This window comes from Novosphingobium sp. (assembly GCF_041915465.1).
Taxonomy (GTDB): Bacteria; Pseudomonadota; Alphaproteobacteria; order Sphingomonadales; family Sphingomonadaceae; genus Novosphingobium.
On the sequence record NZ_JAYSBK010000043.1, the window covers coordinates 1 to 26,088 of the forward strand.

General features: G+C 64.1%; 23 protein-coding genes, 1 tRNA gene and 1 pseudogene. 8 read left to right on the plus strand and 17 right to left on the minus strand.

Annotated elements, in window-relative coordinates:
* Positions 1-124: 124 nt before the first annotated feature.
* From ACE3SN_RS09200 to ACE3SN_RS09210, 3 genes are read right to left on the minus strand one after another with little or no spacing between them, the layout of a single operon-like run.
* Positions 125-676: a hypothetical protein gene (locus ACE3SN_RS09200; protein ID WP_374529402.1), complete on the minus strand. Its 552-nt coding sequence runs from the start codon at positions 674-676 to the stop codon at positions 125-127.
* Positions 660-1,421, minus strand: a complete 762-nt coding sequence (locus ACE3SN_RS09205) for a competence/damage-inducible protein A (RefSeq protein WP_374529403.1) — start codon at positions 1,419-1,421, stop codon at positions 660-662. The genes ACE3SN_RS09200 and ACE3SN_RS09205 overlap by 17 nt, the downstream gene beginning before the upstream one ends.
* A gap of 43 nt (positions 1,422-1,464) precedes the next feature.
* Entirely contained in the window at positions 1,465-2,955 is a 1,491-nt protein-coding gene (locus ACE3SN_RS09210) for a flavin-containing monooxygenase (protein ID WP_374529404.1), read from the minus strand.
* A gap of 104 nt (positions 2,956-3,059) precedes the next feature.
* Between ACE3SN_RS09210 and ACE3SN_RS09215 the strand changes: the two genes are divergently transcribed.
* Positions 3,060-4,034 carry a magnesium and cobalt transport protein CorA gene (locus tag ACE3SN_RS09215; protein ID WP_374529405.1) on the plus strand — a complete coding sequence of 325 codons (975 nt, stop codon included), beginning with the start codon at positions 3,060-3,062 and terminating at the stop codon, positions 4,032-4,034.
* 387 nt (positions 4,035-4,421) lie between these two features.
* Here the strand turns inward: ACE3SN_RS09215 and ACE3SN_RS09220 are convergent, their stop codons facing one another.
* A complete protein-coding gene (locus ACE3SN_RS09220) occupies positions 4,422-4,754 on the minus strand; it encodes a hypothetical protein (protein ID WP_374529406.1) in 333 nt (110 codons plus the stop codon).
* A gap of 218 nt (positions 4,755-4,972) precedes the next feature.
* Here ACE3SN_RS09220 and ACE3SN_RS09225 point away from each other — a divergent pair, with 218 nt between their 5' ends.
* On the plus strand, positions 4,973-5,644 hold the full coding sequence (locus ACE3SN_RS09225; RefSeq protein WP_374529407.1) for a transposase: 672 nt from the start codon (positions 4,973-4,975) through the stop codon (positions 5,642-5,644).
* A 414-nt stretch (positions 5,645-6,058) separates the two neighbouring features.
* Here ACE3SN_RS09225 and ACE3SN_RS09230 read toward each other — a convergent pair whose 3' ends face one another.
* Positions 6,059-7,453, minus strand: coding sequence for a serine hydrolase domain-containing protein (locus ACE3SN_RS09230; protein ID WP_374529408.1), 1,395 nt, complete (start codon positions 7,451-7,453; stop codon positions 6,059-6,061).
* Between the two features lie 150 nt (positions 7,454-7,603).
* Here ACE3SN_RS09230 and ACE3SN_RS09235 point away from each other — a divergent pair, with 150 nt between their 5' ends.
* Together ACE3SN_RS09235 and ACE3SN_RS09240 are read left to right on the plus strand one after the other, a co-directional pair.
* On the plus strand, positions 7,604-8,251 hold the full coding sequence (locus ACE3SN_RS09235; RefSeq protein ID WP_374529409.1) for a DUF47 domain-containing protein: 648 nt from the start codon (positions 7,604-7,606) through the stop codon (positions 8,249-8,251).
* Between the two features lie 28 nt (positions 8,252-8,279).
* Positions 8,280-9,278, plus strand: coding sequence for an anion permease (locus ACE3SN_RS09240; RefSeq protein ID WP_374529410.1), 999 nt, complete (start codon positions 8,280-8,282; stop codon positions 9,276-9,278).
* Between the two features lie 12 nt (positions 9,279-9,290).
* Here ACE3SN_RS09240 and ACE3SN_RS09245 read toward each other — a convergent pair whose 3' ends face one another.
* Genes ACE3SN_RS09245 through ACE3SN_RS09255 form a run of 3 tightly spaced genes read right to left on the minus strand, consistent with a single transcriptional unit; the run spans position 9,291 to position 12,267 of the window.
* Positions 9,291-10,535 (minus strand): alanine racemase, encoded by a 1,245-nt coding sequence (locus ACE3SN_RS09245; RefSeq protein ID WP_374529411.1) that lies wholly within the window; start codon positions 10,533-10,535, stop codon positions 9,291-9,293.
* Positions 10,532-11,929 (minus strand): D-arabinono-1,4-lactone oxidase, encoded by a 1,398-nt coding sequence (locus ACE3SN_RS09250; RefSeq protein WP_374529412.1) that lies wholly within the window; start codon positions 11,927-11,929, stop codon positions 10,532-10,534. Before ACE3SN_RS09250 ends, ACE3SN_RS09245 begins: the two co-directional genes overlap by 4 nt.
* Complete coding sequence (locus ACE3SN_RS09255) at positions 11,926-12,267, minus strand: cytochrome c5 family protein (protein WP_374529413.1); 342 nt, start codon at positions 12,265-12,267, stop codon at positions 11,926-11,928. Before ACE3SN_RS09255 ends, ACE3SN_RS09250 begins: the two co-directional genes overlap by 4 nt.
* A 64-nt stretch (positions 12,268-12,331) precedes the next feature.
* Between ACE3SN_RS09255 and ACE3SN_RS09260 the strand changes: the two genes are divergently transcribed.
* Positions 12,332-12,901: a TetR/AcrR family transcriptional regulator gene (locus ACE3SN_RS09260; RefSeq protein WP_374529414.1), complete on the plus strand. Its 570-nt coding sequence runs from the start codon at positions 12,332-12,334 to the stop codon at positions 12,899-12,901.
* Here the strand turns inward: ACE3SN_RS09260 and ACE3SN_RS09265 are convergent.
* The 5 genes and pseudogenes from ACE3SN_RS09265 to ACE3SN_RS09285 all read right to left on the minus strand — a co-directional run bounded on the left by ACE3SN_RS09265 (position 12,898) and on the right by ACE3SN_RS09285 (position 21,826).
* Positions 12,898-14,451, minus strand: coding sequence for a DUF389 domain-containing protein (locus ACE3SN_RS09265; protein ID WP_374529415.1), 1,554 nt, complete (start codon positions 14,449-14,451; stop codon positions 12,898-12,900). The two genes, ACE3SN_RS09260 and ACE3SN_RS09265, sit on opposite strands and share 4 nt — an antisense overlap.
* A 78-nt stretch (positions 14,452-14,529) precedes the next feature.
* Entirely contained in the window at positions 14,530-16,233 is a 1,704-nt protein-coding gene (locus ACE3SN_RS09270; protein WP_374529425.1) for a DEAD/DEAH box helicase, read from the minus strand.
* 387 nt (positions 16,234-16,620) lie between these two features.
* A pseudogene (locus ACE3SN_RS09275) lies at positions 16,621-19,706 on the minus strand (type ISP restriction/modification enzyme).
* A gap of 270 nt (positions 19,707-19,976) precedes the next feature.
* Positions 19,977-21,350, minus strand: coding sequence for a 30S ribosomal protein S12 methylthiotransferase RimO (rimO, locus tag ACE3SN_RS09280; protein ID WP_374529416.1), 1,374 nt, complete (start codon positions 21,348-21,350; stop codon positions 19,977-19,979).
* A gap of 35 nt (positions 21,351-21,385) precedes the next feature.
* Positions 21,386-21,826: a hypothetical protein gene (locus ACE3SN_RS09285; RefSeq protein WP_374529417.1), complete on the minus strand. Its 441-nt coding sequence runs from the start codon at positions 21,824-21,826 to the stop codon at positions 21,386-21,388.
* A 57-nt stretch (positions 21,827-21,883) separates the two neighbouring features.
* Between ACE3SN_RS09285 and ACE3SN_RS09290 the strand changes: the two genes are divergently transcribed.
* Together ACE3SN_RS09290 and ACE3SN_RS09295 are read left to right on the plus strand one after the other, a co-directional pair.
* On the plus strand, positions 21,884-22,390 hold the full coding sequence (locus tag ACE3SN_RS09290) for a hypothetical protein (protein WP_374529418.1): 507 nt from the start codon (positions 21,884-21,886) through the stop codon (positions 22,388-22,390).
* Complete coding sequence (locus tag ACE3SN_RS09295) at positions 22,390-22,737, plus strand: DUF1761 domain-containing protein (protein ID WP_374529419.1); 348 nt, start codon at positions 22,390-22,392, stop codon at positions 22,735-22,737. Before ACE3SN_RS09290 ends, ACE3SN_RS09295 begins: the two co-directional genes overlap by 1 nt.
* Here ACE3SN_RS09295 and ACE3SN_RS09300 read toward each other — a convergent pair.
* The 4 genes from ACE3SN_RS09300 to ACE3SN_RS09315 form a co-directional block, all read right to left on the minus strand.
* Positions 22,734-23,612 (minus strand): peptidoglycan DD-metalloendopeptidase family protein, encoded by an 879-nt coding sequence (locus tag ACE3SN_RS09300; protein ID WP_374529420.1) that lies wholly within the window; start codon positions 23,610-23,612, stop codon positions 22,734-22,736. The two genes, ACE3SN_RS09295 and ACE3SN_RS09300, sit on opposite strands and share 4 nt — an antisense overlap.
* The gene (gene surE / locus ACE3SN_RS09305; RefSeq protein ID WP_374529421.1) at positions 23,609-24,373 is read right to left on the minus strand and encodes a 5'/3'-nucleotidase SurE; all 765 of its coding nucleotides are present in this window, start codon (positions 24,371-24,373) and stop codon (positions 23,609-23,611) included. The genes ACE3SN_RS09300 and surE overlap by 4 nt, the downstream gene beginning before the upstream one ends.
* Positions 24,373-25,650, minus strand: a complete 1,278-nt coding sequence (serS, locus tag ACE3SN_RS09310; protein WP_374529422.1) for a serine--tRNA ligase — start codon at positions 25,648-25,650, stop codon at positions 24,373-24,375. The genes surE and serS overlap by 1 nt, the downstream gene beginning before the upstream one ends.
* 56 nt (positions 25,651-25,706) lie before the next feature.
* Positions 25,707-25,781: transfer RNA gene (locus tag ACE3SN_RS09315), tRNA-Val, on the minus strand.
* Between the two features lie 77 nt (positions 25,782-25,858).
* Here ACE3SN_RS09315 and ACE3SN_RS09320 point away from each other — a divergent pair.
* On the plus strand, positions 25,859-26,088 hold a 230-nt coding region (locus ACE3SN_RS09320), incomplete at its 3' end, for a DUF3297 family protein (RefSeq protein ID WP_374529423.1).

The following is a 26,088-nucleotide window of genomic DNA, read 5'->3' on the forward strand; positions in this document are numbered from 1 at the left end:
CGCGGCAATATCGAGCACAAGTATTTCCCCTCGGGCCACATGGTCTACCTCAACGAGGCATCGCTGAAGGGGCTGCACGATACGGTGGCGGACTTCATCGTCCGGACCTCGCGCTAAGCGCCGGTCAGCGCAGGTTGGCGCGGGTGTAGCATTCCACTACCAGCGCTAGCGGCCTGCCATCGGGCAGGCGCAGCAGGGCGCGGTGGGTGAGCACCGTTCCGGTGGGGCAACCCGCTCCGCGCCCCCGTTGGCTTGTCAGGCGCTCGCGGCTGAAATGCAGCGGCGCGGCGACCTTGCCGAAGGGCGTGTCGGTAGTAGCAAGCGCGGCGTTCATCTCTGGTGTCAGCAGCGCGGGCACGTACCAGTTGTGCGCTTCAGACAGCACCGCATCGCCGCACGACAGCTGCACGTGGCGATAGCCGAGCGGCTCGGACGCGGGAATGCCCAGCAGCGCCCGCGCGTCCGCCGGCTGGGCCTGCATGACGCCGACGACCGGAGTTGCGGCAATGCGCGGCGGATCGGCAATTTGCCGCATCCCGCACCATTGCCCGAGCGCCGCGGTGGCGCTGGGATCGGCGGCAAGCGTCGCTTCGAACTCCGGTAGCTTCGAACTTGCGCAGCCGCCCAGCGCCAGCGCACCCGCCAGCAGGATCGCGCCGCTATATCCCGCCCGCAATGGCCTCGCGCCCCAGCGCCCTCAGGCCGGTGGTCAGGTCTTCGGCCACGCTGTCGAGCACGGCGGGATCGGTCGAGCGGATCACGAAGTTCGCGCCGACCTTGCCTTCGCGGAAGAACGGGTAGGACCCGATTGCGCAATTGGCATAGGCGCGTTCGGTTTCGCGCAGCAGGTCGGCGATCTCGCTTTCGGCAACCCAGCTGCCGACCGTCTGCGACAGCAGCGGCAGCCCGCCTTCGAGCGTGCCGGTCAGCGCATCGAGCATCCCCGCCGTGATCGAGGGCACGCCCGCCATCAGGAAGACATTGCCGATCTGGATGCCCGGCGCGCCCGACATGCGGTTGGGGATCAGCTCTGCCCCTTCGGGCACGCGGGCCATGCGCAGCCGCGCCTCGTTCAGGCCGCCGCGCGTTTCGTAGTACCGCTCAAGGATCGCGCGCGCTTCGGGGTGGATCACCACGCCCACGCCCAGCGCCTCGGCCACGGCATCGACGGTGATGTCGTCATGCGTCGGGCCGATCCCGCCGGTGGTGAACAGGTAATCGTTGCGCGCGCGCAGGGTGTTCACCGCCTCGACAATCGCCTCGGTCACGTCGGGAACGACGCGCACTTCGGCGAGGCGAATGCCCTGCACGCCCAGCCAGGTGGCGACCTGGGCGATGTTCTTGTCCTGCGTGCGGCCCGAGAGGATCTCGTCGCCGACGACGATCAGGGCGGCTTTCCAGATGCGCGGTGAATCAGTCATGGGCGAAGCGATAGCCGCTGGCGGGGCCGGGTGGAAGGCGCTGTTACGCTTCCACCTTTTCCCGCACGCTGGTGAACTGCATCACGCCGTCGTCGATCGGGGCCTGGCGCATGTCCTGCTTGTCGCGGCGGTAGTCCTGGTTGAGCCGCCACGGCAGGCTGGCCGCGTTCCTCGGCATCAGGTGCTTGCCGCGCTGGATATAGCCCGAGGAAAAGTCGAAGATATCGTCGACTTCGGGTTCCTCGCCCGGCTTCATCACCGGCGTTGCCACCTGCTTGCCCCCGGCATCCATCTGGTTGAACATCCGCGTCAGGTATTCGGCGATGATGTCCACGCGCAGCGTCCAGCTGGCGTTGAGATAGCCGAACACGCCCGCCATGTTGGGTACGTTGGAGAACATGCAGTTGCGGTAGAAATAGGTCTGGCCGAAATCGACCGGCTTGCCATCCACGCTGACCGCGATCTTGCCGGCGAAGACCATTTTCAGGCCGGTGGCGGTGACGATCACGTCGGCGTCGATGTGGCCCCCGGACTTGAGCTTGATCCCGGTTTCATCGAAGCTGTCGATCTGGTCGGTCACGACCGAGGCCTTGCCCTCCCTGATCGCGGTGAAGAAGTCCGCATCGGGCACCAGGCACAGGCGCTGCTCCCACGGGTTGTAGGGCGGGGTGAAATCGGCTTCGGAATAGTTCGGGCCAAGGTGTTCGCGCAGCTGCCCTTCGAGGAACTGCTTGACCTTTTCCGGCTGGGTGCGGGCGCGCTTGAACACCAGGTCCTGCATGAAGATGTTCTTCGCGCGGGTCAGGCCATAGGCCAGCTTTTCGGGCAGAAACTTGCGTAGAGTGTTGGCAAACGCGTCCTTGGCCGGGCGGCTGACCATCCAGGTCGGCGTGCGCTGCAGCATGGTGACATGAGCCGCGCCGCCCTTGGCCATCGCGGGAACGATGGTAACCGCCGTCGCGCCCGAGCCGATCACCACCACCTTCTTGCCGGTATAGTCGAAATCCTGCGGCCAGAACTGCGGGTGGATGATCTTGCCCTTGAACTTGTCACGGCCCGCAAAGCCCGCGTCATAGGGATCGTCGTAGTCGTAATAGCCCGAACCCAGGAACAGGAAGCGGCCAAGGATCCGCTGGCGGGTGCCGTCGGCCTGTTCGGTTTCGACCACCCAGCGTGCAGTGGCGCTGTCCCAGTCGGCGCTCACCACCTTGCGGCCCAGGCGCATCTTGCCCCGCAGGTCGTACTCGTCGGTGATTTCGTCGAGGTATTCGAGGATCGCCGGGCCGTCCGCGATCGACTTTTCGTGCTTCCACGGCGCGAAGGAAAAGCCCAGCGTGTGCATGTCGCTGTCGGACCGGATGCCGGGATAGCGAAACAGGTCCCAGGTGCCGCCAAGCTGCTCACGCCGGTCAAGGATCGCAAAGCTCTTGTTCGGGCAATCCTGCGTCAGGTGAACGGCCATGCCGATACCCGAAATGCCCGCGCCCACGATGACGACGTCGACGGTTTCTTCCACTGGCGCCAGAGCGTTCATGCCCTTGTTCTCCCCAAATCTGACATTCTTGTAAGTTGCGCACGGAAACCTAAGCGATTCCGTGCGGGATTGCCAGCATCATGCGGGTTTGGCACTGGGTTGCAATGCCGATCATTGCCTCGCGTCGCTATTCGGGCGGTCAGCCCCTCGATCGCAATCTGCCGGTTGACGGTCAGGCGCGAACCCTGATGCCCGAACGCGCGTTCGACTGGGTGGGCCTTGCCGATCCGACCGAGGCGGAAATGCGCATGGTCGCAGCCCAGTTCTGCCTCCACCCGCTGGCCGTGGAAGACGCGCTCAACCCCCAGCAGATGCCCAAGATCGATGTCTATGGACAGCAGGTGTTCATCGTTGCGCGCACCGCCGCGATGAACGGGGGCGAGATCATCGAATATGGCCAGACCGCGATTTTCCTCGGCCACGATTTCATCGTCACCGTGCGGATGGGCTCCACCCGCGCCCACAGCGCCCTGCGCGAACGGCTCGAAGCCGATACCGAGCACATGGCCGAAGGGCCGGATTATGTCGCCCACGCGATCCTCGATTTCGTGGTCGATGGCTATCAGCCGATCCTCGAGCGGCTCGAAGTGGCGGTGCAGGGGATTGAGGAAAGCGCGATCGACGAATTCCCGCAGCCGTCCACCATCCGCCGGATCTTTCGCCTGCGCCGCCAGTTCCGCCGCTTTCAGCGGATCATCGGGCCGATGCACGAAGTGTGCGAGCGGCTCTCGATCACCGACCTGCCGGGGATCGACCCCAGCGCACGGGTGTGGTTCCGCGACGTGCTGGACCATGTGCGCCGCACCCTGGCGCGGGTTACCGGGCTGATGGAAACCCTTGCGAGCATCGTCGAAACCGCCGCCCTGCTCGAACAGCACCGCCAGGGCGACATGACCCGCCAGCTCGCCGCCTGGGCCGCGATCCTCGCCGTGCCGACCGCGATTGCGGGGATCTATGGCATGAACTTCGACTATATGCCCGAACTGCACCAAAAGTGGGGCTATCCGGCGGTGTGGTGCGTGATCATCGCGATCTGCGGCGGATTGTACCGGCGCTTCCGGCGGATCGGGTGGTTGTGATGGGGGTTAAGCATGCGGTGCCGGGAGTTCCGGCGATTATGGTGAGAGCGGACCAAAGCGGGAGAATTATGGGTGAATGTGGACGTGTCACCGTAAATCCGTAATTCCGTAATTCCGGCTGAAGAGCACTGGTTTTAACCGCGAATGCCCGCCCGCGAGCGCGGCGCCAAGTATGCGGGGGCCGGGCGTGGTCATGGGAAGAGATCTCTGCTGAACGGTCAGGTGTAGAGCATTATGGTTGCGCGCAGCCGGCGAGGCAATCGCCGGCCAAGTGGAATTCGCGCATGGAGGCACGATCTGCAGCCCGTTCCCTGCTTATTGACTGGAGCCAGGATCGGGTTTCAGGCGCAGCGAACATTTTATATTCCTTGATGCAATAATTCTATATCACTGCACCTCTGTGGAACCTGCGTACTTGGCCTTCCAACCATCGCGTATCGACTCAGCTTCAGCTTTTGTATTATATTTTCGGCAAGTTGGCGATTCATAGATCATATGATTATTTTCAACAGGGGTGTTTTGCCACATGTTCATTAATTTCACGCCATATAAAGATTCGTTTTCTTCAGTGAATGGCACGATTGGCGCGTAATAATATGTCATGGCGTAGCGGCTTGGGGCCTTCATGTCGCACAGCATCCATTCCGCCGCCATGTTTTTGCCATCGGTTACAGTTACGCTTGTCGCCAGCGCCGGGGCCGCGATCGCCATCGAAATCATCACACACACGAGCGTTTTCATAGGTTTGGGCCTCAATGAGTTCTAAACCGACATTTCCCAGATAGGCCGGTGATTCGGGCCGATAGAGGCGTACATTGTACGGTCATGTAGGATTTCGCAAAGCAATTTGAATTACGGTGAATTACGGTGAATTACGGTGACACGTCCACATTTACCCATATATTGACGCGCATCTGATCGCTCGATAGCGTGATCGGATGTCTCGCCTTCCCCGCTTTGTGCTGCCGGGCCATCCGCATCATATTACGCAGCGGGGGAACCGGCGCGAGCGGACGTTCTTTGAGGAGGGTGACTATGCGCTCTACCTCGATCTTCTGGCGGCATCGGCGGACAGGGCGGGGGTTGAGATCTGGTCTTACTGCCTGATGCCCAACCACGTTCACATCGTGGCCGTGCCGCAGGATCAGGACGGGCTGTGGCGGACCTTCTCCAACGTGCACCGCACCTATACCGGCTATATCAACGCGCGGATGCGGGTGACGGGGCACTTGTGGCAGGGGCGGTTCAGCTCGGTTGCGATGGATGAGGCGCACCTGGTCTGCGCGCTGCGCTATGTTGCGCTCAATCCGGTGCGCGCGCGGCTGGTTCAGCGGCCTGAAGAATGGCGCTGGTCAAGCACCGGGGCGCACCTCGCCGGGCGGGACGATCACGTCGTACGGGTCGCCCCGGCCTTGGAGCGGGTGGGCGATTTCGGGGTGTTTCTCGGCGCGGATTTCGACGAGCAGGTCAGCTTTGCCGCACTCCGCAAGGCAGAAAGCATCGGCCGGCCAGTGGGCTCGCCGCAATGGCTTGAGGACATGGAGACGCAGACCGGCAAGCAGCTTGCCCCGCGCAGGCCAGGCCGACCTAGGCGGGGGGATTATGGGTAAATGTGGACGTCGGACGGGGACACGCAATAGCATGTCCCCGTGCTTTGCCTCGAAGGCTTCCCTTGGTCTGCTTGCGAGCTGAGTTAACAGTCGCAACAATCCCCAAGCCCGGCAGATGACTGGGGCATGGGAATTCCGGGGAATTCCAAGGACGGCACACGCAATCGAAAGCAGAGACGCCGATACCCCCCGCTTTCCTACACCGCCCCAAGCTGTCAAAATCCGCGCTGGGCCGTGATGCCCAAGCTCTTTGATCGTGTTGGAAAGATCGTACGTGCCCCGGCGGGAATTCTTGCGGGTTAACAGGCTGATCAAATGGGAAAGTTCATAACTTCGCCATGCGTGAACAGGGCGAAGTTGGTGAACTTGGTGAAGTTCGGGAAGTTCCGGTGCCTTCGCCCGCTCCGCGAAGCCTCACTGGCTGATCATGAACTGTTCCCAGCGGCCGTGCTCGCCCGGTTCCGCATAGGTGCTCAGCGTCATCTTGCCCTTGGCGAAGGTCAGCAGGAACACCCGGTTGACGAACCCGCCGCGCAGCCGGGGCGTGCGGACCAGATCCACCTTCTTGAGCGGCCCGAGCGGGGCAAGGCTGGTGCGATAATCCTTCAGCACCTGCGGCGTGAAGTAATAGCGTCCGTTCTCGGTGAACAGCGCGGGATCGGCCACGCCCTTGAGCAGGCCGCTGACGGTCTTGTAGGCGTCTTCGGTGCGCGGGGCTTCGTTGTCGTTCGCCGCCGGGCCCTTGGGCAGGACGATGCTGGCGATTTCTCCGGTCAGGGTTGAGGTCGCGCCCGAAAAGTCGGCATTGGTCAGCACCACGATCGCGACCTTGTCATCCGGCCAGATCGTGTTCTGCGAGAGGAAGCCGACCGATTCCCCGCCATGGTCGATCACCTTGCGTCCGCCCAGCGTGCGGCTGTAGACGCCGAGGCCATAGCCGTTGGTGGTGCCGTCGCTAAGGCGCACCGGGCGTTCCATTTCATCCCAGTCCGACGCGGGCAGCAGGGTGCGGTTGATCCGCGCGATGTCCCATTCGGCCAGTTCGGCAGCGCTCATCGAAATTTCGCCCGCGGCCCACAGCCAGCCCGGCGCAGGCGGCGTGGCGACGCGCGCGGGGCCGAGCGCATAGCGGTGATAGCCCTGCGGAAAGCCGGGGCCGTTGGTGTCGTCAAGCTTGTAGGGATGGATCCCCAGCGGCTTGAAGATCCGCTCCTCTAACTGCTGCCACAGCGGTGCGCCGCCGGCCTTTTCGGCGATCATCCCGGCCACGACATAACCGGTGTTCGAATATTGCCAGCGCGTACCCGGCGCATAGTCGAGCGGCTTGGTTCCCCAGCGCGAGACAATGCCGACCGGATCGACCGGGGTTTCCATCGCCTTGAAGGCATAGTCCTGCGGCCAGAAATCCTGCAGCCCCGAGGTGTGCGAGAGCAGCTGGCGCACGGTCATCTTGTCGGAATCGGTCACGCCCGGCACCCATTTCGCCACCGGATCGTCCAGGCTCAGCTTGCCCTCGTCCTCCAGCATCAGGAGCAGCGCGGCAAGGAACTGCTTGGAATTCGACGCGATCTGATAGGGCAGGGTGGGATCGGCCGTGGCAATCGTTTCGGAGGGCTTGCCCCAGGCCCGGTCGAGCACGACCTCGCCATCGCGCACCACCGCGATTTCAACCGAGGGGACCCCGGTTTCCTTCATTACCCGCGTGACCACGGCATCGATTGCCGCAGCCTCGTCCGGCTGGAGCGGCTGGGCGTGGAGCGGGGCCGCGACGAGCGACAGGGCCGAGAGCGCAAGGATCAGACGTTTCATGGCGCGCGATGCTATACCCTTGGTGCCTTCGATCAAGTGGGCGAAAGGCATTCGCGCTTGTGGACTAAACTTTGCGTTGCGGGGCGCGGGCATGGCGAATCTGCGGCGCGAGTGTCATATCGCCATCACATTCCAGAGGGGGAATTCCAGATGTTCGGATGGTTTCAGCGCCTGCTGCCCAAATCGGGCGATTTCTTCGCCTTGTTCGAACGCCACGCCGCAAAGATGGGCGAAGCGGCCGATGCGCTGGTCGCGCTCACCGCGGGAGAGGGCGATCGCGCCGCGCACCTGCGCACCATTCACGACCGCGAGCACGCCTGCGACGAAGTGATCCGCGAAACCCTGCACGAGGTGCGCCAGACCTTCCTCGCCCCGTTCGACCGCGGCGCGATCACGTCGCTGATCGGGGCGATGGACGACACCGTCGATGAAATGAACTCGACCGCCACCGCGATCGACCTGTTCGAAGTCGCCAGTTTCGATCCGCAGATGCGCGATATCGCGCTGCTTACCCGCGACGCCAGCCGCCTGATCGCCGAAGCTTTGCCGCTGCTGCGCGACGTGGAACGCAACGGCCACCGCCTGCACGAGCTGACCGGCCGGATCGTCCAGCTCGAAGGCCAGGTCGACGGGCTGCACGATGCGGGCATGAAGGCCGCCTTCCTCGCGCAGAAGGCCAAGCCCGATCCGCTGGCCTTCATGGTCAGCCGCGAAATCTACAAGCACCTCGAACGCATCGCCGATGCCTTCGAGGATGTCGCCAACGAAATCGACAGCCTGGTGATCGATCACGCCTGAACGGCGCGCTGGATAAAGGAACACGGCAATGCACGAGCTTGCCTATCCGCTGCTGGTTGGCCTGATCCTGGTCGCCCTGGCGTTCGACTTTCTCAACGGCCTGCACGATGCGGCCAATTCCATCGCAACCGTGGTTTCAACCCGGCTGCTGTCGCCGATCTGGGCCGTGGTCTTTGCCGCCTTCGGCAACTTCGCGGCCTACTGGATCATGGGGCTGCACGTGGCCGACACGATCGGCAAGGGCATCATCAACAAGGACATGGTGACCCCTGGCGTGGTCTTCGGCGCTCTGGTCGGGGCGATGTTCTGGAACGTGGTGACTTGGGTGAAGGGTATCCCCTCGTCCTCCAGCCACGCGTTGCTGGGCGGCCTGCTCGGCGCGGGGATTGCGCACGCCGGGCTGGACGCGGTGGAAAGCAAGAAGACGATCGAGACGGTCATCGCGATCTTCCTTTCCCCGATGATCGGCTTTGTCCTCGCGATGCTGATGGTCCTCCTGACCAGCTGGCTGTTCCGGGGCTTCCAGCCGCGCCGCGCGGAAAACGTGTTCAAGACGCTGCACCTGTTTTCGTCGGCCGCCTATTCGATCAGCCACGGCGGCAACGACGCGCAAAAGACGATGGGCCTCATCACCGTCCTGCTCTATTCCACCGGCAACCTGACCGGCGAGTTCAAGCCGCCGGAATGGGTGGTGATCGCCTGTTACACGGCGATTTCGCTGGGCACGCTGTCGGGCGGGTGGCGGATCATCAAGACGATGGGCACCGGCATTACCAAGCTCAACCACCACACCGGCTTCTGCGCCAGCACGGCGGGTTCGATCGTGGTGTTCGGGGCGAGCGCGATGGGGATCCCGGTATCCACCACCCATGCCATCACCGGCTCGGTGATCGGCACCGGCGCTGCGCGCAAGGCGAGCGCCGTGCGCTGGGGCGTGGCGGGCCGGGTGGTGACCGCGTGGTTCATCACCATCCCCGCAAGCGCGGCGGTGGGCGCGGTGTTCTATGTCATCACGCGGATGTTCTGAGGCTCAGGCGTTCTAGGCGCTCACCGGCAAGGTCGGCCATGTCCCGCTGATCTCGCCGACATCGTACAGCACGATGTCGCCGAATTGCAGGAACAGGGCTTCGCTCTGGTCGGGGCGCAGGAAGACGTGGTCGTCGACCTTCAGGTCTACCCGCCGCGATCCGGTCAGCAGTTCCTGGTTGGAGGAGCGGCCGAACAGCTTGGAATATTCCAGCCCCGGCGGCGATACGGGTTTGGCCAGCCAGTGCCCGCCGTGGATGAAGAACCCGCGCTGGGTGTTGCGGTCCCACCAGTGCATCGCGCCGGATAGCGCCTCGACGCCGGGCAATTGCTGGTCCTGGCTGGCCTTGATGACCGGCGTGGCGATGAAGGCGGCGGGCTGAAGCGCGCTCAGATCATCATAGTCGAAGTCCCCCGGCTTGACGAAGGCTGAGCCGACCGAGACCTCGTTTGCCACGGTGCCCTTGCAATGGCGCGAAAAGGTGGGGCTGCCCGCGGTGTTGAGCGTCAGCGCGGCGGGATCGGCCCCGGCCTCGCGCAGCGCGCCGATCATCGCGCGGTAGACATCTTGCGCGGCGGCAAAGGCCTTGTCGGGGCTGGGCATCTTGGGCACGTGGGGGTCATAGCCCATCAGCCCGGCCACGCTCGCGCCGTGGCTGGTGGCGGATGCGGCGGCAGCCTTGAGCGTGGCAGGATCGGCGAACCCGCCCCGGTGCAGACCAACGTCGATTTCCAGGCTGGCGCGCCAGGCCATGCCGCGCGCGCGGGCCACTTCGCCATAGGCGGCAAGCCGCTTGGGCGTGTCGATCAGCCATTGGATCCGCGCGGCAGCCTGCGCGCCCGCCTTGTCGATCACCCGCGCGAATTCGGCTGCGGGGAGCGGCTTGCCCATCAGGTAGTCGGCCTCAGGGTGGAGCGGCAGCAGCTGCAGCAGCATTTCAGCGCTGAACACCATCAGCCGCTGGGTGCCCATACCCTCCATCACCGCGCCAAGCAGGCTCGGCGAGGGGAGGGATTTGGCGACGACACGCAAGGGCAGTTTGCCCGCTTCGACGCGCGATCGGATCGCGTTGATGTTTGCGGCAAGGCGCTTGCGGTCCACCACCAGCACCGGGTGCATCAGTCCCGCGCGCTTCAGGGCCGCTGACAGCCCGCTGAAATAGGCATCGTGCATTCCGCCTCCTTCCGCCGGGCGCAGCGTAATCAACCCCGCGCTAGCCAGCGCCGCGCCGCCGATCAGGATACTGCGCCGCTTCATCCGAAAATCTTCCTGAGGAACGGGTTCATCATCCGCCCCTGGGGATCAACACTGCGACGCACCGCGTTCGCCTCGGCAAAGTGGGGATAGAGCGCGGCGAGTTCCTTCGCACCGAGCGAATGGAGCTTGCCCCAGTGCGGCCGTCCGCCCGCCTCGCGCAGCACCGGTTCGACCAGCCGCGCCATCCAGTCATGCGCTTCCTTGTAATAAGCATGGACCGCGATCGAGCCGCTTTCCCGTTCGAAAAATGGGGAAAGCCAGGCATCGTCGGGCGCAATGATCCGCGCCTCGATCGGGAAAAACACGTCCGTCGCATCGCGTTCGATCCGGGCGATGATTTCGGTGAGCGCACCGACCTGCTCGGCAATCGGCAGGTGATATTCCATTTCCTTGAAGCGGACCGGACGCTCGTTGGAGAGGAGCTTCCAGCCCTCGTCCACCGCGATTTCGGGCGGGATGTCGGCCAGCGCGGCGCTGGCCAGGCGCTTGCGGATGCCGGGGGCGAATTCGAACACGTCCCGCAGCGTTTTTAGGCTCATCAGCGTGTCGGCGTCCTGATCGGCTCCGCGTGGGCGGACAGGTTCGTCCGTCACATCGTGGGTAATGAGGGCCGACTTGCCGGTGAAGGGCAGGACCAGGAACTCGGCGTTGCGATGCCGCTCCGCAAGCGCCGGCCAGTCCTTGAGCAGGGCTTCGGTATCGACCAGCCGCACTTCCTTGCGCACGCGGGTGAGCGGCTGGTTGGTCAGCGTCACTTCGCTCAGCACCCCGAAGGCGCCAAGGCCGACGCGGGCGGCGTGGAACACTTCGGGGCGGGTGTCACGGCTGCATTCCACCACTTCGCCCGATGGGGTGACGAGCTTCATCGCGGTCACTTGCCCGTGCAGCGCGGTAAAGCCCTTGCCGGTGCCGTGGGTGGCCGTGGCCATCGCGCCGCCCAGCGTCTGCTTGTTGATGTCCGGCAGGTTGGGCATTTCCTGCCCGATCGCGGCGAGTGCCGGGCCGAGTGCGGACAGCCGCGTGCCGCAGCGTACGGTGGCCGAGAGGCTTGCCGCATCGTGGCTGACGAGGCCGGTCATCGCATCGAGCGACAGCAGCGTGCCATCGGTCGGCACCAGCGCGGTAAAACTGTGGCCCGCGCCGACCGGGCGGATCGGGACGGGGCCGGTGCGCAGCACCTCGGCCAGCTCCGCCTCGCTGGCGGGCGCGGCGCGGCGCGCGGGGTAGGAATGTTCCAGCCCCGACCAGTTCTGCCACACGACATGGCCCTTGGCATCGGTGGCGGGCAGGGCGGCAGGCTCACGGTCCAGCCAGATCCGCCGCCCGGCCAGGCCCCCTGCGCCCAGCGCCAGCACGCCCACGCCGCCGAGCAGCACCTTGCGCCGGCTCGTCATTGGCCGCGTCCTGCCATGAAGCGGATCAGCGCCTTGAGGTCATCGGGCGAACAGGTGAAGCACTGGCCGCCGGCCGGCATGGCCGCAAAGCCGACCTGCGCGTTGGTCAGCAGCACGTCTTCGCCCTTGGCCCAGCGCGGGTCCCACAAGGTGCGGTCGCCGGTCAGCGGCGCGCCCGAATCCGCCACGGTGTGACAGGCGCGGCACGAGCCATCGTAGAGCGCAGCCAGCCGCGCGTCGGCGGGCTTCAGCGCGGCGCTTTGCTCAGGGGTGAGCGGCTGCGGCGGGGACCCGCACGCGGCGAGCGCGATGGGCAAAAGAATGAACAGGCGGCGCATGACTCTCCCCTTCCGTTACGCCAAAATCTAGCTATAACTATATTTCTGTCAAGGAGGCAGCAAAGTGATCCGCAAACCCACGCAAAAGCGCGCGCTGGCAACCTATGAGCGGCTGCTCGACGCAGGCGGCGAACTGCTGGCGGAAGTGGGGGTGGAGCGGATCAGCACCAATCTGGTCGCGGCGCGCGCCGGGGTCAGTCCGCCGACGCTGTACCATTACTTCGCCGACAAATACGCGCTGCTGGCCGCGCTGGGCGAACGTCTGATGGCGGCGCAGAACGCGCTGGTCGAGCTCGACCCGGCGCAGGATGAAGCCGCGATTGCCGAGGTGCTGTTCGCGCATATCGCGCTGACCAAGGCGATGCCCGGTGGACCGTGGATCATGCGGATGCTGCGCGCGGTGCCGCAGTTGGCCGAGGTGCGGCTCGCCTCGCACCGGGCATTGACCGAGGACCTGGTGGCGCGGGCATTGGCCGCTGATCCCGCGCTGGATCGCCTCGCGCTCGAACGCCGTGCGCGCCTGGCGGTCGATCTGGGCTATGCCGCGATCGAGCTGGTGTTCGACGAGCCCGACATGGATGCGCGCGCGGTCATGCAGGATGCCGCGCGCGCGATCCGGGCGCTGCTCTCCTAATTGCGCGGCGGCGGTGGCGGCAGGACTGTAATCACGGCAACGCCTTGAGGCGCCTCTTCATTAGTGCTGATGCGCAGGCTGATGCCCTGCTGATCGAAGGCAGGCTTGAGGTTGTCGGTCGCAGCGCCATCGCGCAGCCGAACATCCACGGCGTTAAGCCCCCAGCGAGCGATGGCCCAGGCCGCGTCAGTTGCCCCGATGCCCTCTGACGCGGGGTTTGCCGGGTCGAGGTTCACGCGCAGTTCTGCGCTGACCGGCGGCAGGATCCGCACCGTCCAGCCATCGGCAACCTTGCCAGCGCGCTGCTCTGCGGCGCGGTAGTCAGCCAGTTCCCAGCCGGGCGCAGGGAAGGGTTCGACGTTGACGATCCGCTCCGCACGGTTGGTCCAGATTCCGCGCGTCGGCAGGGCGATGCTGGCGCGAATTGCGCCGAATGGGGGAACATCCGAGTTGATGCCGGTAACCGTGCGCTCCATCGCCGCGTCGACCATCGCGCGGGTCTGGCCAGGCAAGTCGGCGGCCAGCACCTGTTGCAGGTTGAGGCTGACGGGCGTGCCGAACCTTGAATCAAGCGCGCTTGCCACCTGTTCGCTCGCGCGCGCCACGTAATTGGGGGTGATGACCACGGCCGTCACCTCGGGCGAACCGAGCAGCGGCCAGCTGGCATCAAGCTGGGCGATGGTGCTGCCTTTGCCGGTTTGGGCCAGAATCGCGTCCGAGGCCGCGCCGCGCAGCGAAGCCTCGTGCACCACGCGCAGCAGAGTTGCCGCAAGCGGCGTTGCCAAGGCGGCAAATGCGGCCAGACCGGCAATGATATAACGCGGCTCCCACTCTACCCGGTGAAGCGGCCGCGCAGCCCCGCTGAGCCGCGCGATCAGCGCAAAGGAAAAGGCGATGGCGGAAAGGTTGGTCAGGAACAGCAACAGCGCGCCAAAGGCAAAACTCGCCTGCAGCACGCCGATCCCATAACCGACTGTGGCGAGCGGCGGCATCAGCGCTGTGGCGATGGCAACGCCGATCGCTGTCCCGCCCTTGCCGATCACCGTGGCATAGCCGCCTGCAAAGCCCGACAGCAGCGCCACGCCAAAGTCCAGCAAGGTCGGCTGCGTGCGGGCAAGGATTTCCGGGGTCGCATTGCGGATCGGGCTTAGCCAGGTCAGAAGGATCCCGGTCAGGATGCCGATGGCCGCGCCGATCAATACGACCCGCGCGGCATCGCGGATGCGGTGTCCGTCCAGCGATGCGAAGGCAAAGCCAAGCGCCGCGATGGGCTGCATCAGCGGGGAGATCAGCATCGCGCCGATCACCACGGCGGTCGACGATTGCAGCAGGCCGAGCGCGGCAATCCCCGCCGACAGCGCGCACATCAGCACATAGCCTTGGGTCAGCTTGCCATCGACCTGCACTTGTTCGCGCAGGTCCTGTGCACTGTCCGAGGTCAATTCGGGCAGCAGCAGCAATTGCGCCACCCTGATCCGCCAGCGCATCAGCCGAGTTCGCAGCTTGTCGAAGCGCCTGGCGGGAGCCTCTGGTTCAACCGATTGAGTCATAAGCAGTCACGGGGCTGGCGATCGTCATGACCGCCAGCCTAACCGAGACTGCAAAGGCTGGCTACCGCCGCCCGCGCTTCAGCCGCGCGGGCCGCCCTGGCGGCGCTGGGCATTGTTGCCGCCATCGCGGCGCCCACCGCCATGCGAGCCGCCGGGGCGGCCATCGCGGCGCTGACCCTGCGGCTGGCCATCGCGGCGGGGAGCGCCCTGTCCGTCACGACGGGGAGCGCCCTGGCCATCACGGCGTTCGCCGCGCGGCCCGTCACGGCGCTCGCCGCGCGGTTCGGGGCGGCGTTCGTCGCGGCGCGGCTCGGGGCGGGCTTCGCGGCTCGGCATATGACCAAAGGCGCGGGCTTCGCGTTCCTCGGCGGCAAGCGGGTTGAACACCGGCCCGCGCGTCGCGGCTCCGCCACGGTCCATCCGCAGGTGCGCGTCACGGCTGCGGCCATCACGGCCCTGGCCGCCCGGCGCGCGATTCTTGTTCTGGCCACCACGGCCGCCTCCGGCACCGCCACGGCCACCAGCCGGACCACCCCGTCCACGCGCATCGCGTGCTTCGCGGCGGGCGTCCTGCTCGGCTTCGGCCGGCTTGCGGGTGGGGGCGGGCAGACGCGCAGCTTCCTTCTGGAAATCGTCGGGCAAGGACATCGGCATCAGCTTCACGCCGGTCAGCCGTTCGATATCGCGCAGGTACGGCTTTTCGTCGGGTGCGACAAAGCTGATCGCGATCCCGTCCGCCCCGGCGCGCGCGGTGCGGCCAATGCGGTGCACGTACTGTTCAGGCACGTTGGGCATTTCATAGTTGAACACGTGGCTCACGCCGGTCACGTCGATCCCGCGCGCGGCGATGTCGGTGGCGACCAGCACCGGGGTCGAACCCTTGCGGAAGGCGAGCAGTGCGGCGGTGCGCTGGGCCTGGCTCTTGTTGCCGTGGATCGCCGCGGCGTTGACTCCGGCGGCGTTGAGGTGGCGCACCACGCGGTCCGCGCCGTGCTTGGTGCGGGTGAACACCAGCGCGCGGTCGATCGCGCCCTGGCCTTCCTGCTGGGCCAGCCCGTCGCGCAGCTTGATCGTGAGCAGCGCCTGCTTTTCAGCCTGGTTGAGATGCGTGACGAACTGGTCAACGCGTTCCGCCGTGGTCGATTGCGGCGCCACTTCGACGCGCACCGGGTTCTGGATGAACTGCTTGCCAAGGTCAGCAATCGCCTTGGGCATGGTGGCCGAGAAGAACAGGCTCTGCCGCTCCTTGGGCAGCAGGTTGGCGATGCGCTTCAAGGGCACGATAAAGCCCAGGTCCATCATCTGGTCGGCTTCGTCGAGCACGAAGATCTCGACATTGCGCAACGTCAGCGCGCGCTGGTCGATCAGGTCGAGCAGGCGGCCCGGCGTTGCCACCAGCACATCGCAGCCCGGCACCAGCGCGCGGGCCTGCTTGCCGACGGGAATACCGCCGAACACGCACTGCACCGACAGGTTCAGGTACTTGGCATAGCCGCGCATGTTCTCGGCGATTTGCGCCGCGAGTTCACGCGTGGGCGAGAGTACCAGCATCCGGCACGAGGCATTGCTGCGCGCCTTGGGATCGGCAGCCAGGCGGTGGAGCGAGGGCAGCGAGAACGCGGCGGTCTTGCCGGTGCCGGTCTGGGCGATGCCCAGGATGTCGCGGCCCTGCAGCAGCGCGGGGATCGCCTGTTGCTGGATCGGCGTGGGATCGGAATAGCCCTTGGTTTCGAGCGCGCGCAGCAGGGGCTCGGCCAGACCAAGGTCGGAAAAATAGGACATGAAAATACTCACAAAATGAAGCGGCGCGCATGACGCAGACGTGCGCCATGGCGAAGCAAGGTGTCGTTCGATGCGACCCTGCGTGAAAAGGGGGGCTTCAGCGGTTACGGCGATCGTAAGTCCGGGCAAGTCCTGCGCTGGAAAGCGCCGACGTCACGCTGCCGGGACTGCGTCGAAACAAGGTTCGCGCGCCGATTGCAAAGCGGCCTTTATGCTGCATTGCGGGAAAAAGCAAGGAAATTGCGTGAGGACGAAAGGCCCACCCCCAGCCCCTCCCGCAAGCGGGATAACCCACCCCGCTGCGACTAGCCGCGCCTGCGGCCCGGCAAGTCTCGCTCCCCTCCCGCATGCGGGAGGGGCTGGGGGGGCCGGATCGCACGAAGGGGCCTATTCCCAGCCGGTCCGGTCCAGCGCCTGCATCGCGGCGGTGATCTTCACCGTTTCAAGGCTCACCGTCACCACCCGCGCCAACAGGTCGATGCAGCTCTCCTTGTAATCGGCAAAGCGATAGGTGTTGAACTTGGCCGCAATGGTGGGATCGCGCGGCTTCTTTTCCTTGTGCTGATCCAGCACCCAGTCGATGGCGCTGCGGTTGCCCAGCCGGTAATCCCAGGCGCTGCGGGGAATGCCGGTCAGCTGGGTATCGGCATCGACCACCACGTTGCCGGTTTCGGGATTGCTTTTCAGCACCGGCTTGGGGTGCGTTCCCTCGGCCCGCTTTCCGAGCGTGTCGATCCGCTCCAGCGCAAACGGTTCCACCGCTTCATACCCGATATGCAGGGCCATCAGCGCTTCACCCCAGGCCGCCCACTGCGCGAAATCGGGATAGAACGGGATGCGCGGAAATTCGCGCTTGAGGTTCAGCGCATAGGTTTCCCGGTACACCGGATCGTGCAGCACGGCGTAGCAATAGGCAAAGATCGCGTCTTTGCTCATGCCCTTCTTGCCATAGCGGGCGACGAACTTGTTCAGGCCCCAGTCGGTGATGTTGTCGACGCGTTCGCCGGACTTGGTGAAGCGATGTCGAGGAAATGTCTGACTTCCTCCTGACGCTGGGCTCACGAAATTCAAATCAGGAATTTGGTCGATGCCCAGCGTGAAATAAGACTTCCCGCTGGAATCCCCCATTATTGTGATCGAACTGTTTTTTCCCCTATTTTGAAAATTTCGTTGGTACGATTATGCATCTCATTGAGCGCATCATCAAAATAAAGAAAATGTTTCGCGAAGGGCCTATAGTTGGCTGGTATGATCCGCGCAGAATCGATCTCAATCGGCAGCTTTCGAACAAATCTTCGCTTTAGAGATCGTGTCCATTTGAATGTTGTATTTTTAAATTGTTCGGGATCACCAAGTGGTAGAGCTTCGTTGAACTGTTCCGCGAGAAATGTGACCTTATTCAGAACGTCCTGTAAATCAAGGCCATAAACCCAATCGTCTCGATTAGTCGCGACTCCCAAGGAATAGAGCTTAAAGATTGCCCTTTCCTTTGACTTCTCACGAACGGATTTGGTGCTTGAATCCGCAATTTTGAGCATCTGATCCCAGCCACTGACGTCATCAGTGTTGAGCCAATCATGCCGTGCATTCGGCTTCTGTAATGACATTTGCGTAGTCGCGATTGAAGCCGTACCTAACCAGCTTAACTTTTCCTCAGCAGTCTCCTCCTCAGGCCGCCGGACATAACGGATGGTGCATCCATCCACGCCCTTCTTCCGAACCAGAAAACAGATCGCCACACCTGTCTGAATGCCAAACACATTATGCTTTGTTCCAGAAAGCTTGGGATTCACGCGAACGTCGCCGCCGAGATCAATTATCCAAATCTCGCTGAAATCCTGCGTCACCATCTTTCGAAAGCCGTCAAAAGTTCTGCTCTCAACAAAACTTCGATTGCTAACGAACGCGACTACGCCCTCATCCCCCAGCCGGTCACTCGCCCAGCGGTAAAACCGCGCGTACATATCATACAGCTTGGTCTTCTGCGCCGTGCTGGCCTTGATGTAGGTGTTCTTGATCCGCGCATCGATGTGCGCATACGTCCGGTTCTTGTTGTTATCGTTCTCGTTCTGCTGGTTGGCGTTGTAGGGCGGATTGCCGATGATGACGCTGATCTTGCGGCGGTTCTGGCGCTTGATCCGTTCGATGTTTTCGTCGCTGAGTGACCCCAGCAGATCGAACTGGTGGCCCGCGTGGATGCCCAGCGCATCGACGTTATCCAGCGTATCGACCAGACACAGGTTTTCATATTCGGCGAACTGGCCGGTGATCGCCTGATAGGTCGCCTCGATATTCAGGTTGGCGACGTAATAGGGCAGGATCGCGATTTCGTTGGCGTGCAGCTCTTCCTTGTACTTGTGCCGCAGCTTGTCGCCGTGGCCCCGGAAGTATTCCAGCAGCTCGACGATGTAGGTTCCGGTGCCGGTGGCCGGATCAAGGATTTCCACCCCCCGGTCGATCAGGTTCTTGCCAAAGTGTTTTTCGCACAGCCAATCGGCCGAGCGGATCATGAAGCGGACAATCTCGCCGGGGGTATAGACCACGCCCAGCTTGTCTGCCGCCTTGGGGTTATAGACCTTGTAGAAGTTCTCGTAGAGGCCTTTCAGGAAGCCCTGCTTTTCCGAATGGCTCTGGATCACCGCCGCCGTCTGGCTGATCCCGGCGTAATAGGGCTGGAGCGAGCGCAGCAGCGCCTGCTTCTCGCCATAACCGAACAGGACGCCTTCCAGCTTGTAAAGCTCGCTCGCCACGTTGTTTTGGCGGTGGAAGTCCGGATTGTCGAAGACCTTGGCGAAGATGTCTTCGGTCAGCACGTGCTGGATCAGCATTTCCTGCACGTCGTCCAGGCTGACCGCAGGGTTGATCGCCTCTTGCGCGTGTTTCAGGAACGCGGTTTCGGCCCTGGCATAGTCTTTCGATGCCTTGCGCTTGTCCGCGATGATCCGGCGCAGCGCTTCCAGTACGGCGGGAAGGTCAGCCGCGAACTGCTTTACCGCCTTGTTGAAATCGGCAATTTCCTGCCGCTCGTGCGCGAAGAACCGGGTCAGCAGGCCATAGAGATGGTCGGTATCGTCCATCGCCACGCGGGCGACCTCTGCCCCGTTCTGGATCAGGACGGCGGTGTGATCGTCGGAATAGATGATGTTGTTACGCGGGTAGCCCTTGCGGGTCTTGGCGGCGATTTCGGCATCAAGATCGTCGTCAGCGTCCTTGGCCTCCCAATAGCCAAAGGGAACGCGCAGGGCGTGGAGCAGTGCGCCGTCCAGATAGATGCGGTTCTTCTGGGCGGTGACGATATCGTGTTCGGGAACAAAGTGCAGATCGAGCGACCGGCCCCACCGCTTGAGCAGGTCCTTGAAGGCTTCGCGCAGCACGGATTCGCGGCGGCTGCCGGAAACGGCCTTGAGCCGATCAAGATCGGCCCGGTATTCGTTGATCAGCTGACGGCTCAAGGCGAAGCTCCCTTGGCCCATTCATTGTCAGTTCTGAATGACTTGGCAAGGGTGCGGCGGTTTTCCTACTCGGCGCCGCGCTGCTAGGCTGGCGGTCCGCTCTTTGCCATCGTCGATACCCTAGGTTGCGTCCGCGCCCGGCGCCTGCGCGAAAAGTTTTATCATTTTTGCGCAATCGGCCAGTGAATTTTCGGGTAAAATATTGTTAAATAACGATAAAGTGCCAAAAACGAACTTCACCGGGCCGTGAAGTTCGTGAAGTTCGTGAACTTTGCCGCGTTGGCTTGGCGCTCAGGCGATTACCCCGAACAGGTCGTGGGCATCGGCCTCTTCGACGGTCACGTTGACGAAATCGCCCGGCTTCAGGCTGGCGGGAACGTTGCGGAGATAGACCGCGCCGTCGATTTCGGGCGCGTCGGCCTGGCTGCGCCCGGTGGCGCCGATGTCGCCGTCCTCGTCCGCTTCGCCGACCTCGTCGATAATCACCTTGATCGTGCGCCCGACCTTCGCGGCCAGCTTGGCGGCGCTGATCGCCTCGGTCTTTTCCATGATCCGGGCGTAGCGTTCTTCCTTGACCGCTTCGGGCACCTGGCCCGGCAGATCGTTGGCGGCAGCGCCGGCGACGGGTTCGAACCGGAACGCGCCGACGCGGTCGAGCTGGGCCTCGTCCAGCCAGTCGAGCAGGTACTGGAAATCGGCCTCGGTCTCACCGGGGAAGCCGACCACGAAGCTCGATCGGATCGCGATGTCGGGGCAGATTTCGCGCCACGCGCGCAGGCGTTCCAGCACCTTGGCCTCGTTCGCGGGGCGCTTCATGGCCTTCAGAACCGAGGGCGCGGCGTGCTGGAAGGGAATGTCGAGGTAGGGCGTCACCAATCCCTCGGCCATCAGCGGGATCACCGCGTCGACGTGGGGGTATGGGTAGACGTAGTGCAGCCGCACCCAAGGCGTTTCGCCTTGCGGCGTGCGCAGCTGGCCGAGTTCGCGGGCAAGGTCGGTCATGTGGGCGCGGACGGGGTGACCCTTCCACATGCGCTCCTCGTGCCGGATATCGACGCCATAGGCCGAGGTATCCTGGCTGATGACCAGCAATTCCTTGGTCCCGGCGGCGACCAGCTTTTCCGCCTCGCGCAGAACGGCATCGACCCGGCGGCTGGCCAGTTTTCCGCGCAGTTGGGGGATGATGCAGAACGCGCAGGCGTGGTTGCAGCCCTCGGAAATCTTGAGATAGCTGTAATGGCGCGGGGTCAGCTTGATCTCGTCGTCGGACGGCTGGGGGATGAGGTCGACATAGGGGCCCTGGCTGGCGGGGGCGGCTTCATGGACGGCATCGACCACGGCTTCGTACTGGTGCGCGCCGGTGACGGCGAGGACGTCCGGGAACTTGGCGCGGATCGCTTCGGCCTCGTTGCCCATGCAGCCGGTCACAATGACGCGGCCGTTTTCGGCAATCGCCTCGCCGATCGCGGCCAGGCTTTCCTCCTTGGCGCTGTCAAGGAAGCCGCAGGTGTTGACCAGCACCACATCGGCCCCGGCATAGTCGGCGGACATGGCATAGCCATCCGCGCGCAGCCGGGTGAGGATGCGTTCGCTGTCGACCAGTGCCTTGGGGCAGCCGAGGCTGACCATGCCGACCTTGCGCTGCGCGGGAATTTCAAGTGCCATGGGGCAGGCCCCCTACACCGAGTAGCGAGGAAGTTCTACCTTTGCTCTGGCGGAACGTATCCGGTCTCCGCGTGTTCGATCCGGGTCGCGGGGATAACTTCCTGACCCGGCGCGGAAAACAGATGTGCCAGCACGTCTTCGGTGACGATCTTGCCGCCGCCGAAATTGGTCACCAGCGAACCGATCGAATAGATCGGGCCCCAGGGAATGCCCCACCAGCCCAGCAACAGCGTGATGAGCAGGAAGGGCCACGCTTTCGCCATCCGGCTTTGGCCCGGCGGGATATAGTAGATCGCCGAACTTCTGCGGAATGTCATGACGATTACAGAAATGGTATATTGGTAAAACACGAAGTGCCCGCCATTGGCGACTTCCTGATTGAGCTGCCCCAAAGTCATCCCGTCGATGCCGACGATGCGCGTTGTCATGTTTTGCCCCTGATTTTTAGCCCCTGATTGGAACAGCTTAGGCATCATATTCGCGCGGCGATAGCCGATATTTGCGGGGCAAGTGCAACGCGCTATAGGCTTGGCATGGAGATCGCGATCACCAAGCTGGGCCGCCACGATGCGATCGCGATCACGCGCGCTGACAGCACCCGGGCTGAGACAATCTTTCCCAAGAAAGGCCCGGTGCCGCACGATGTGGTGCACTGGTTCGTGGAGCGGGAACTAGGCCTCTCGCGCGGCTTTTGGGGCATGGTCGCGGCGGGGCATCATCCAGAGGAACTGGTGGAAATCGCCAAGGCGGCGGGCCATGCCAGCGCCAAGCGGGCAGGCATTCCCGATGACAGCATCGTCGAACTGCTGCAGGCCGAACGGATCGTCGAATGTTTCGAGGCCGACCTGTGGAGCGGCGGCGGGGACGACGCGGATCTGCTGGCGCTTGCGGCAACGGCCTGCGAAAGCTCGCACGTGCCGCTGCCCGAAATCGCGGACGGTGCACTGGGGCGGATTCGCACGGAACTGGGCGCTTTTGCCAAGGAATGGATCGCGGCGGGCGAGGGCCATGTCGCGCGGCTTGAATGGAAGGATGACTGATGGGGCCGGTTGACTGGATTGGCGTGGTGGCCGCGGCGCTGGCGGCTACGGCCGTGTTGCTAACCTTTCGGCGGCGCGGCAGCCCGCTGCATATCGCGGGCATCTTCGCCGCGATGCTGATCTCCTCCGCGATGCTGGGCCACGCCCTCGCGCGGATCGGGCCGGAAAAGCTGGCGGTGAAGTGGTGGCTCTACTTCATGCAATCGGGCGGCCTCGCCATCGCCTTCGTGATCCCCGCGCTATGGGTCAGCCTGACCCGCCACGGCGTTGGCAAGGCAGTGGCGCGCGATGCGGGGATGTGGCTGCTGGCTTACCTTGCGATGGGGCTGGCATTTTATCTGGTTTAGTCGTCCAGCTCAGGCAGATAGTCGATGGGATCCCGCGCGATCCGGTTGCGGCGGACTTCGAAGTGCAGTTCAGGCCCTTTGGCGAGGCCCGTTTCGCCCACCAGGCCAACGCGTTCGCCCTTCTTCACCTTGTCACCCTTCTTGACGGTGACCTTGTCCAGAAAGGCATAGGTCGTGGTCCAGCGGCCAGTGTGATAGATGATAACGGTCAGGCCATATTCCTTCGGCCCCTGCCCGGCAAAGATCACCTTGCCGTCGGCAGAGGCTCGCACGGCCTCGCCCTTGGTGGCGGTGATGTCGATTCCGTCGTGATAGCCGCTCTTGCCGGTGCGGCCGCTGAAGTCGCGGCGGATCTTGCCTTTTAGCGGCCAGACGAAGCGCGGTGCCTTGGTGTCGGGCGGTAGCTTGGCGGCCTTGGCGGGAGATGGCGGAGTGTCCGCCTGCGTCGGGGCCGCAACCACGGCGGCACCCTGCGGTTCGGGCTTGGCCATGATCATCGTCGGAATGGTCAGTTTCTGGCCGGTCTTGAGCGGGGCCTTGGGGTCGATCCCGCTGGCCGCCGCGATGCCGGCCCAGGGAATGCCGTAGTCCATCGCGATCGAAAAACCGGTTTCGCCTGCGGCAACGGTGTGGGTGCGACGGCGCGGGATGGTGAGCTTTTGCCCGGCGCGGATCGTGTATGGCGGCTTCAGGGCGTTCGCCTCGATGATCAGTACGCGCGGCACCTGCGCGCGCTGGGCGATGCCGCCGAGCGTCTCGCCCGGTTTGACGACGTGGACCGTTTCGGTCAGCGGATCAGAGGCTTCGTCCTTCGCCAAAAGCGGCGCCGCGACCAGTGCCGCGAAAGCCGCCGAGAAGGACGCCAGCCGCTTCATCCGGAAAAGCGTTCCGCCAGTGCGGCCAGCGATGCGTTGTGCGTCAGATCGAGTTGCAGCGGCGTCACCGAGACATATCCATCCTGAATCGCTTCAAGGTCGGTCGCGTGCCCCGGGGTATGCTCGATCCCGTGGAGCCCGAACCAGAAGTAACGATACCCCCTTGGGTCGGTTCCTTCAACTACGGATCCACGCGCATAGTCATGAAATCCTTGGCGAACCACGCGAATTCCCTGAACCGCATCGGCCGCTATCGGCGGGAAGTTGACGTTGACCAGGGTGCGCTCGGCAAAGGGCTGGCCCAGCAGCGGCTCGATCACTTTCGCGCCCCAGGCTTCGGCGGCGGCAAAGGGAACTTCGTCGCCCATGCCTTCCTTGGCGTAGACCTGGCTGAGCGCGATCGAGCGGATCCCTGCCAGCGCGCCTTCGATCGCGGCGGAAACAGTGCCCGAATAGGTCACGTCATCGCCCAGGTTGGCGCCGCGGTTGATGCCCGACAGGATCAGGTCGGGCTTGCCGGGCATGACTTCGCGCAGCGCCATCATCACCGAATCAGTGGGCGTGCCCGATACGGAAAAGCGCCGCTCGTCATGCTGGCGCAGCCGCACCGGGCGGCTGAGGGTGAGGGAGTGGCCCGCGCCGGACTGTTCCTCTGCGGGTGCGCAGATCCACACGTCGTCCGAAAACTGCCGCGCGATCCGCTCCAGCACGGTGAGGCCCGGGGCGAAGATGCCGTCGTCGTTGGTGAGGAGGATCCGCATCAGAGGGGCACCAGCGCGTCGATCCCGCCCATATAAGGCTTCAGCGCGGCCGGGATCGTCACCGATCCGTCTTCCTGCTGGTAGTTTTCCAGCACCGCGACCAGCGTGCGGCCGACCGCGAGGCCCGAGCCGTTGAGCGTGTGGACGAATTCCGTGCCCTTCTGCCCCTCGGGGCGATAGCGCGCGTTCATTCGCCGCGCCTGGAAATCGCCGCAGTTCGAGCACGACGAAATCTCGCGGTAGGCGTTCTGCCCCGGCAGCCAGACCTCGAGGTCATAGGTCTTCTTCGCGGTAAAGCCCATGTCGCCCGCGCAGAGGATGACCTTGCGATAGGGCAGGTCCAGTGCCTGCAAGATCGATTCGGCCGCTGCCGTCATCCGCTCATGCTCGGCTTCGCTGTCTTCGGGCTTGCAGATCGTGACCAGTTCGACCTTCTCGAACTGGTGCTGGCGGATATAGCCGCGCGTATCCTTGCCCGCCGCGCCCGCTTCGCTGCGGAAGCACGGGGTCAGCGCGGTCATGCGCAGGGGCAGGGCCGCTTCGGCCAGGATTTCCTCGCGCACCGAATTGGTCAGCGACACTTCGGCGGTGGGGATCAGCCAGCGCCCATCGGTGGTCTGGAACAGGTCTTCGGAAAACTTGGGCAGCTGGCCGGTGCCGAACACGGCATCGTCCTTGACCAGCAGCGGCGTGGCGCATTCGGTATAGCCGTTCACGCTGGTCTGGTGATCGAGCATGAACTGGCCGAGCGCGCGCTGCAGCCGCGCCATCTGCCCGCGCAGGAAGGTGAACCGCGCGCCCGAAATCTTCGCGCCGGTTTCGAAATCGAGGCCCAGCGCCGGGCCAAGATCGGCGTGTTCCTTGGGCGTGAAAGCGAAGGTGCGCGGCGTGCCCCACTTCGCCACTTCGACGTTCTGCGTCTCATCCTCGCCATCGGGCACGGCGGTATCCGGCAGGTTGGGATGGCGGGCCAGCTCGTCGTTGAGCCGCGCCAGCAGGTCGCGGTCTTCGGCTTCCAGTGCGGGGAGCGTGTCCTTCAGGCTGGCGACTTCGGCTTTCAGCCGCTCCGCCTCGTCCTTGTCGCCCCGGCCCATCGCCGCGCCGATTGCCTTGGAGGCATCGTTGCGGCGGCTCTGCGCCTCCTGCATCCGGGTCGCGACCGCGCGGCGCTGGCTATCGAGCGCAAGGATTGCAGCCGAAACGGGCTCCACCCCCCGACGGGCGAGGGCGGCGTCAAACTTTTCGGGATTCTCACGGATCTGGCGAATGTCATGCATGGCGCGGCCTATGCCCGCTTGGGCACCAGCTTTCAACCATGTCAGAGAGGAGGAAGTGGTGGGCGCGACAGGGATTGAACCTGTGACCCCACCCGTGTGAAGGGTGTGCTCTACCGCTGAGCTACGCGCCCACTTCCGTGCGGAGACGGCGCCCTTAGACAGGCTGGCACGAATTGACAAGCGCCGATCAGCATCTAGAGGCCATTTCATGACCGACGAAACCCAGACACCCTCGACCACGACCGGCCTTGACGTGCCGCCCGATCACCTTGCCATCAACCCGCGCAGCGAGTTCTTCAACGAAGACGTGCTGATGCGCGGCGTGGGCATTCGCTTCAAGGGCGTGGTGCGCACCAACATCGAGGAATACTGCATTTCCGAAGGCTGGGTGCGCGTTCAGGCCGGCAAGACGATGGACCGCAAGGGCCAGCCGCTGAC

Coding starts and splice junctions, on each gene's coding strand:
- ACE3SN_RS09250 (WP_374529412.1), bottom strand. CDS start 11,929: ATGACGAGCCGGCGCAAGGTGCTGCTCGGCGGCGTGGGCGTGCTGGCG.
- ACE3SN_RS09210 (WP_374529404.1), bottom strand. CDS start 2,955: ATGAACGCTCTGGCGCCAGTGGAAGAAACCGTCGACGTCGTCATCGTG.
- ACE3SN_RS09300 (WP_374529420.1), bottom strand. CDS start 23,612: ATGAAGCGGCTGGCGTCCTTCTCGGCGGCTTTCGCGGCACTGGTCGCG.
- ACE3SN_RS09295 (WP_374529419.1), top strand. CDS start 22,390: ATGGGGCCGGTTGACTGGATTGGCGTGGTGGCCGCGGCGCTGGCGGCT.
- ACE3SN_RS09245 (WP_374529411.1), bottom strand. CDS start 10,535: ATGAAGCGGCGCAGTATCCTGATCGGCGGCGCGGCGCTGGCTAGCGCG.
- ACE3SN_RS09235 (WP_374529409.1), top strand. CDS start 7,604: ATGTTCGGATGGTTTCAGCGCCTGCTGCCCAAATCGGGCGATTTCTTC.
- ACE3SN_RS09290 (WP_374529418.1), top strand. CDS start 21,884: ATGGAGATCGCGATCACCAAGCTGGGCCGCCACGATGCGATCGCGATC.
- serS (WP_374529422.1), bottom strand. CDS start 25,650: ATGCATGACATTCGCCAGATCCGTGAGAATCCCGAAAAGTTTGACGCC.
- rimO (WP_374529416.1), bottom strand. CDS start 21,350: ATGGCACTTGAAATTCCCGCGCAGCGCAAGGTCGGCATGGTCAGCCTC.
- ACE3SN_RS09270 (WP_374529425.1), bottom strand. CDS start 16,233: ATGTCCTATTTTTCCGACCTTGGTCTGGCCGAGCCCCTGCTGCGCGCG.
- ACE3SN_RS09265 (WP_374529415.1), bottom strand. CDS start 14,451: ATGACTCAATCGGTTGAACCAGAGGCTCCCGCCAGGCGCTTCGACAAG.
- surE (WP_374529421.1), bottom strand. CDS start 24,373: ATGCGGATCCTCCTCACCAACGACGACGGCATCTTCGCCCCGGGCCTC.
- ACE3SN_RS09240 (WP_374529410.1), top strand. CDS start 8,280: ATGCACGAGCTTGCCTATCCGCTGCTGGTTGGCCTGATCCTGGTCGCC.
- ACE3SN_RS09215 (WP_374529405.1), top strand. CDS start 3,060: ATGCCGATCATTGCCTCGCGTCGCTATTCGGGCGGTCAGCCCCTCGAT.
- ACE3SN_RS09230 (WP_374529408.1), bottom strand. CDS start 7,453: ATGAAACGTCTGATCCTTGCGCTCTCGGCCCTGTCGCTCGTCGCGGCC.
- ACE3SN_RS09255 (WP_374529413.1), bottom strand. CDS start 12,267: ATGCGCCGCCTGTTCATTCTTTTGCCCATCGCGCTCGCCGCGTGCGGG.
- ACE3SN_RS09220 (WP_374529406.1), bottom strand. CDS start 4,754: ATGATTTCGATGGCGATCGCGGCCCCGGCGCTGGCGACAAGCGTAACT.
- ACE3SN_RS09225 (WP_374529407.1), top strand. CDS start 4,973: ATGTCTCGCCTTCCCCGCTTTGTGCTGCCGGGCCATCCGCATCATATT.
- ACE3SN_RS09285 (WP_374529417.1), bottom strand. CDS start 21,826: ATGATGCCTAAGCTGTTCCAATCAGGGGCTAAAAATCAGGGGCAAAAC.
- ACE3SN_RS09205 (WP_374529403.1), bottom strand. CDS start 1,421: ATGACTGATTCACCGCGCATCTGGAAAGCCGCCCTGATCGTCGTCGGC.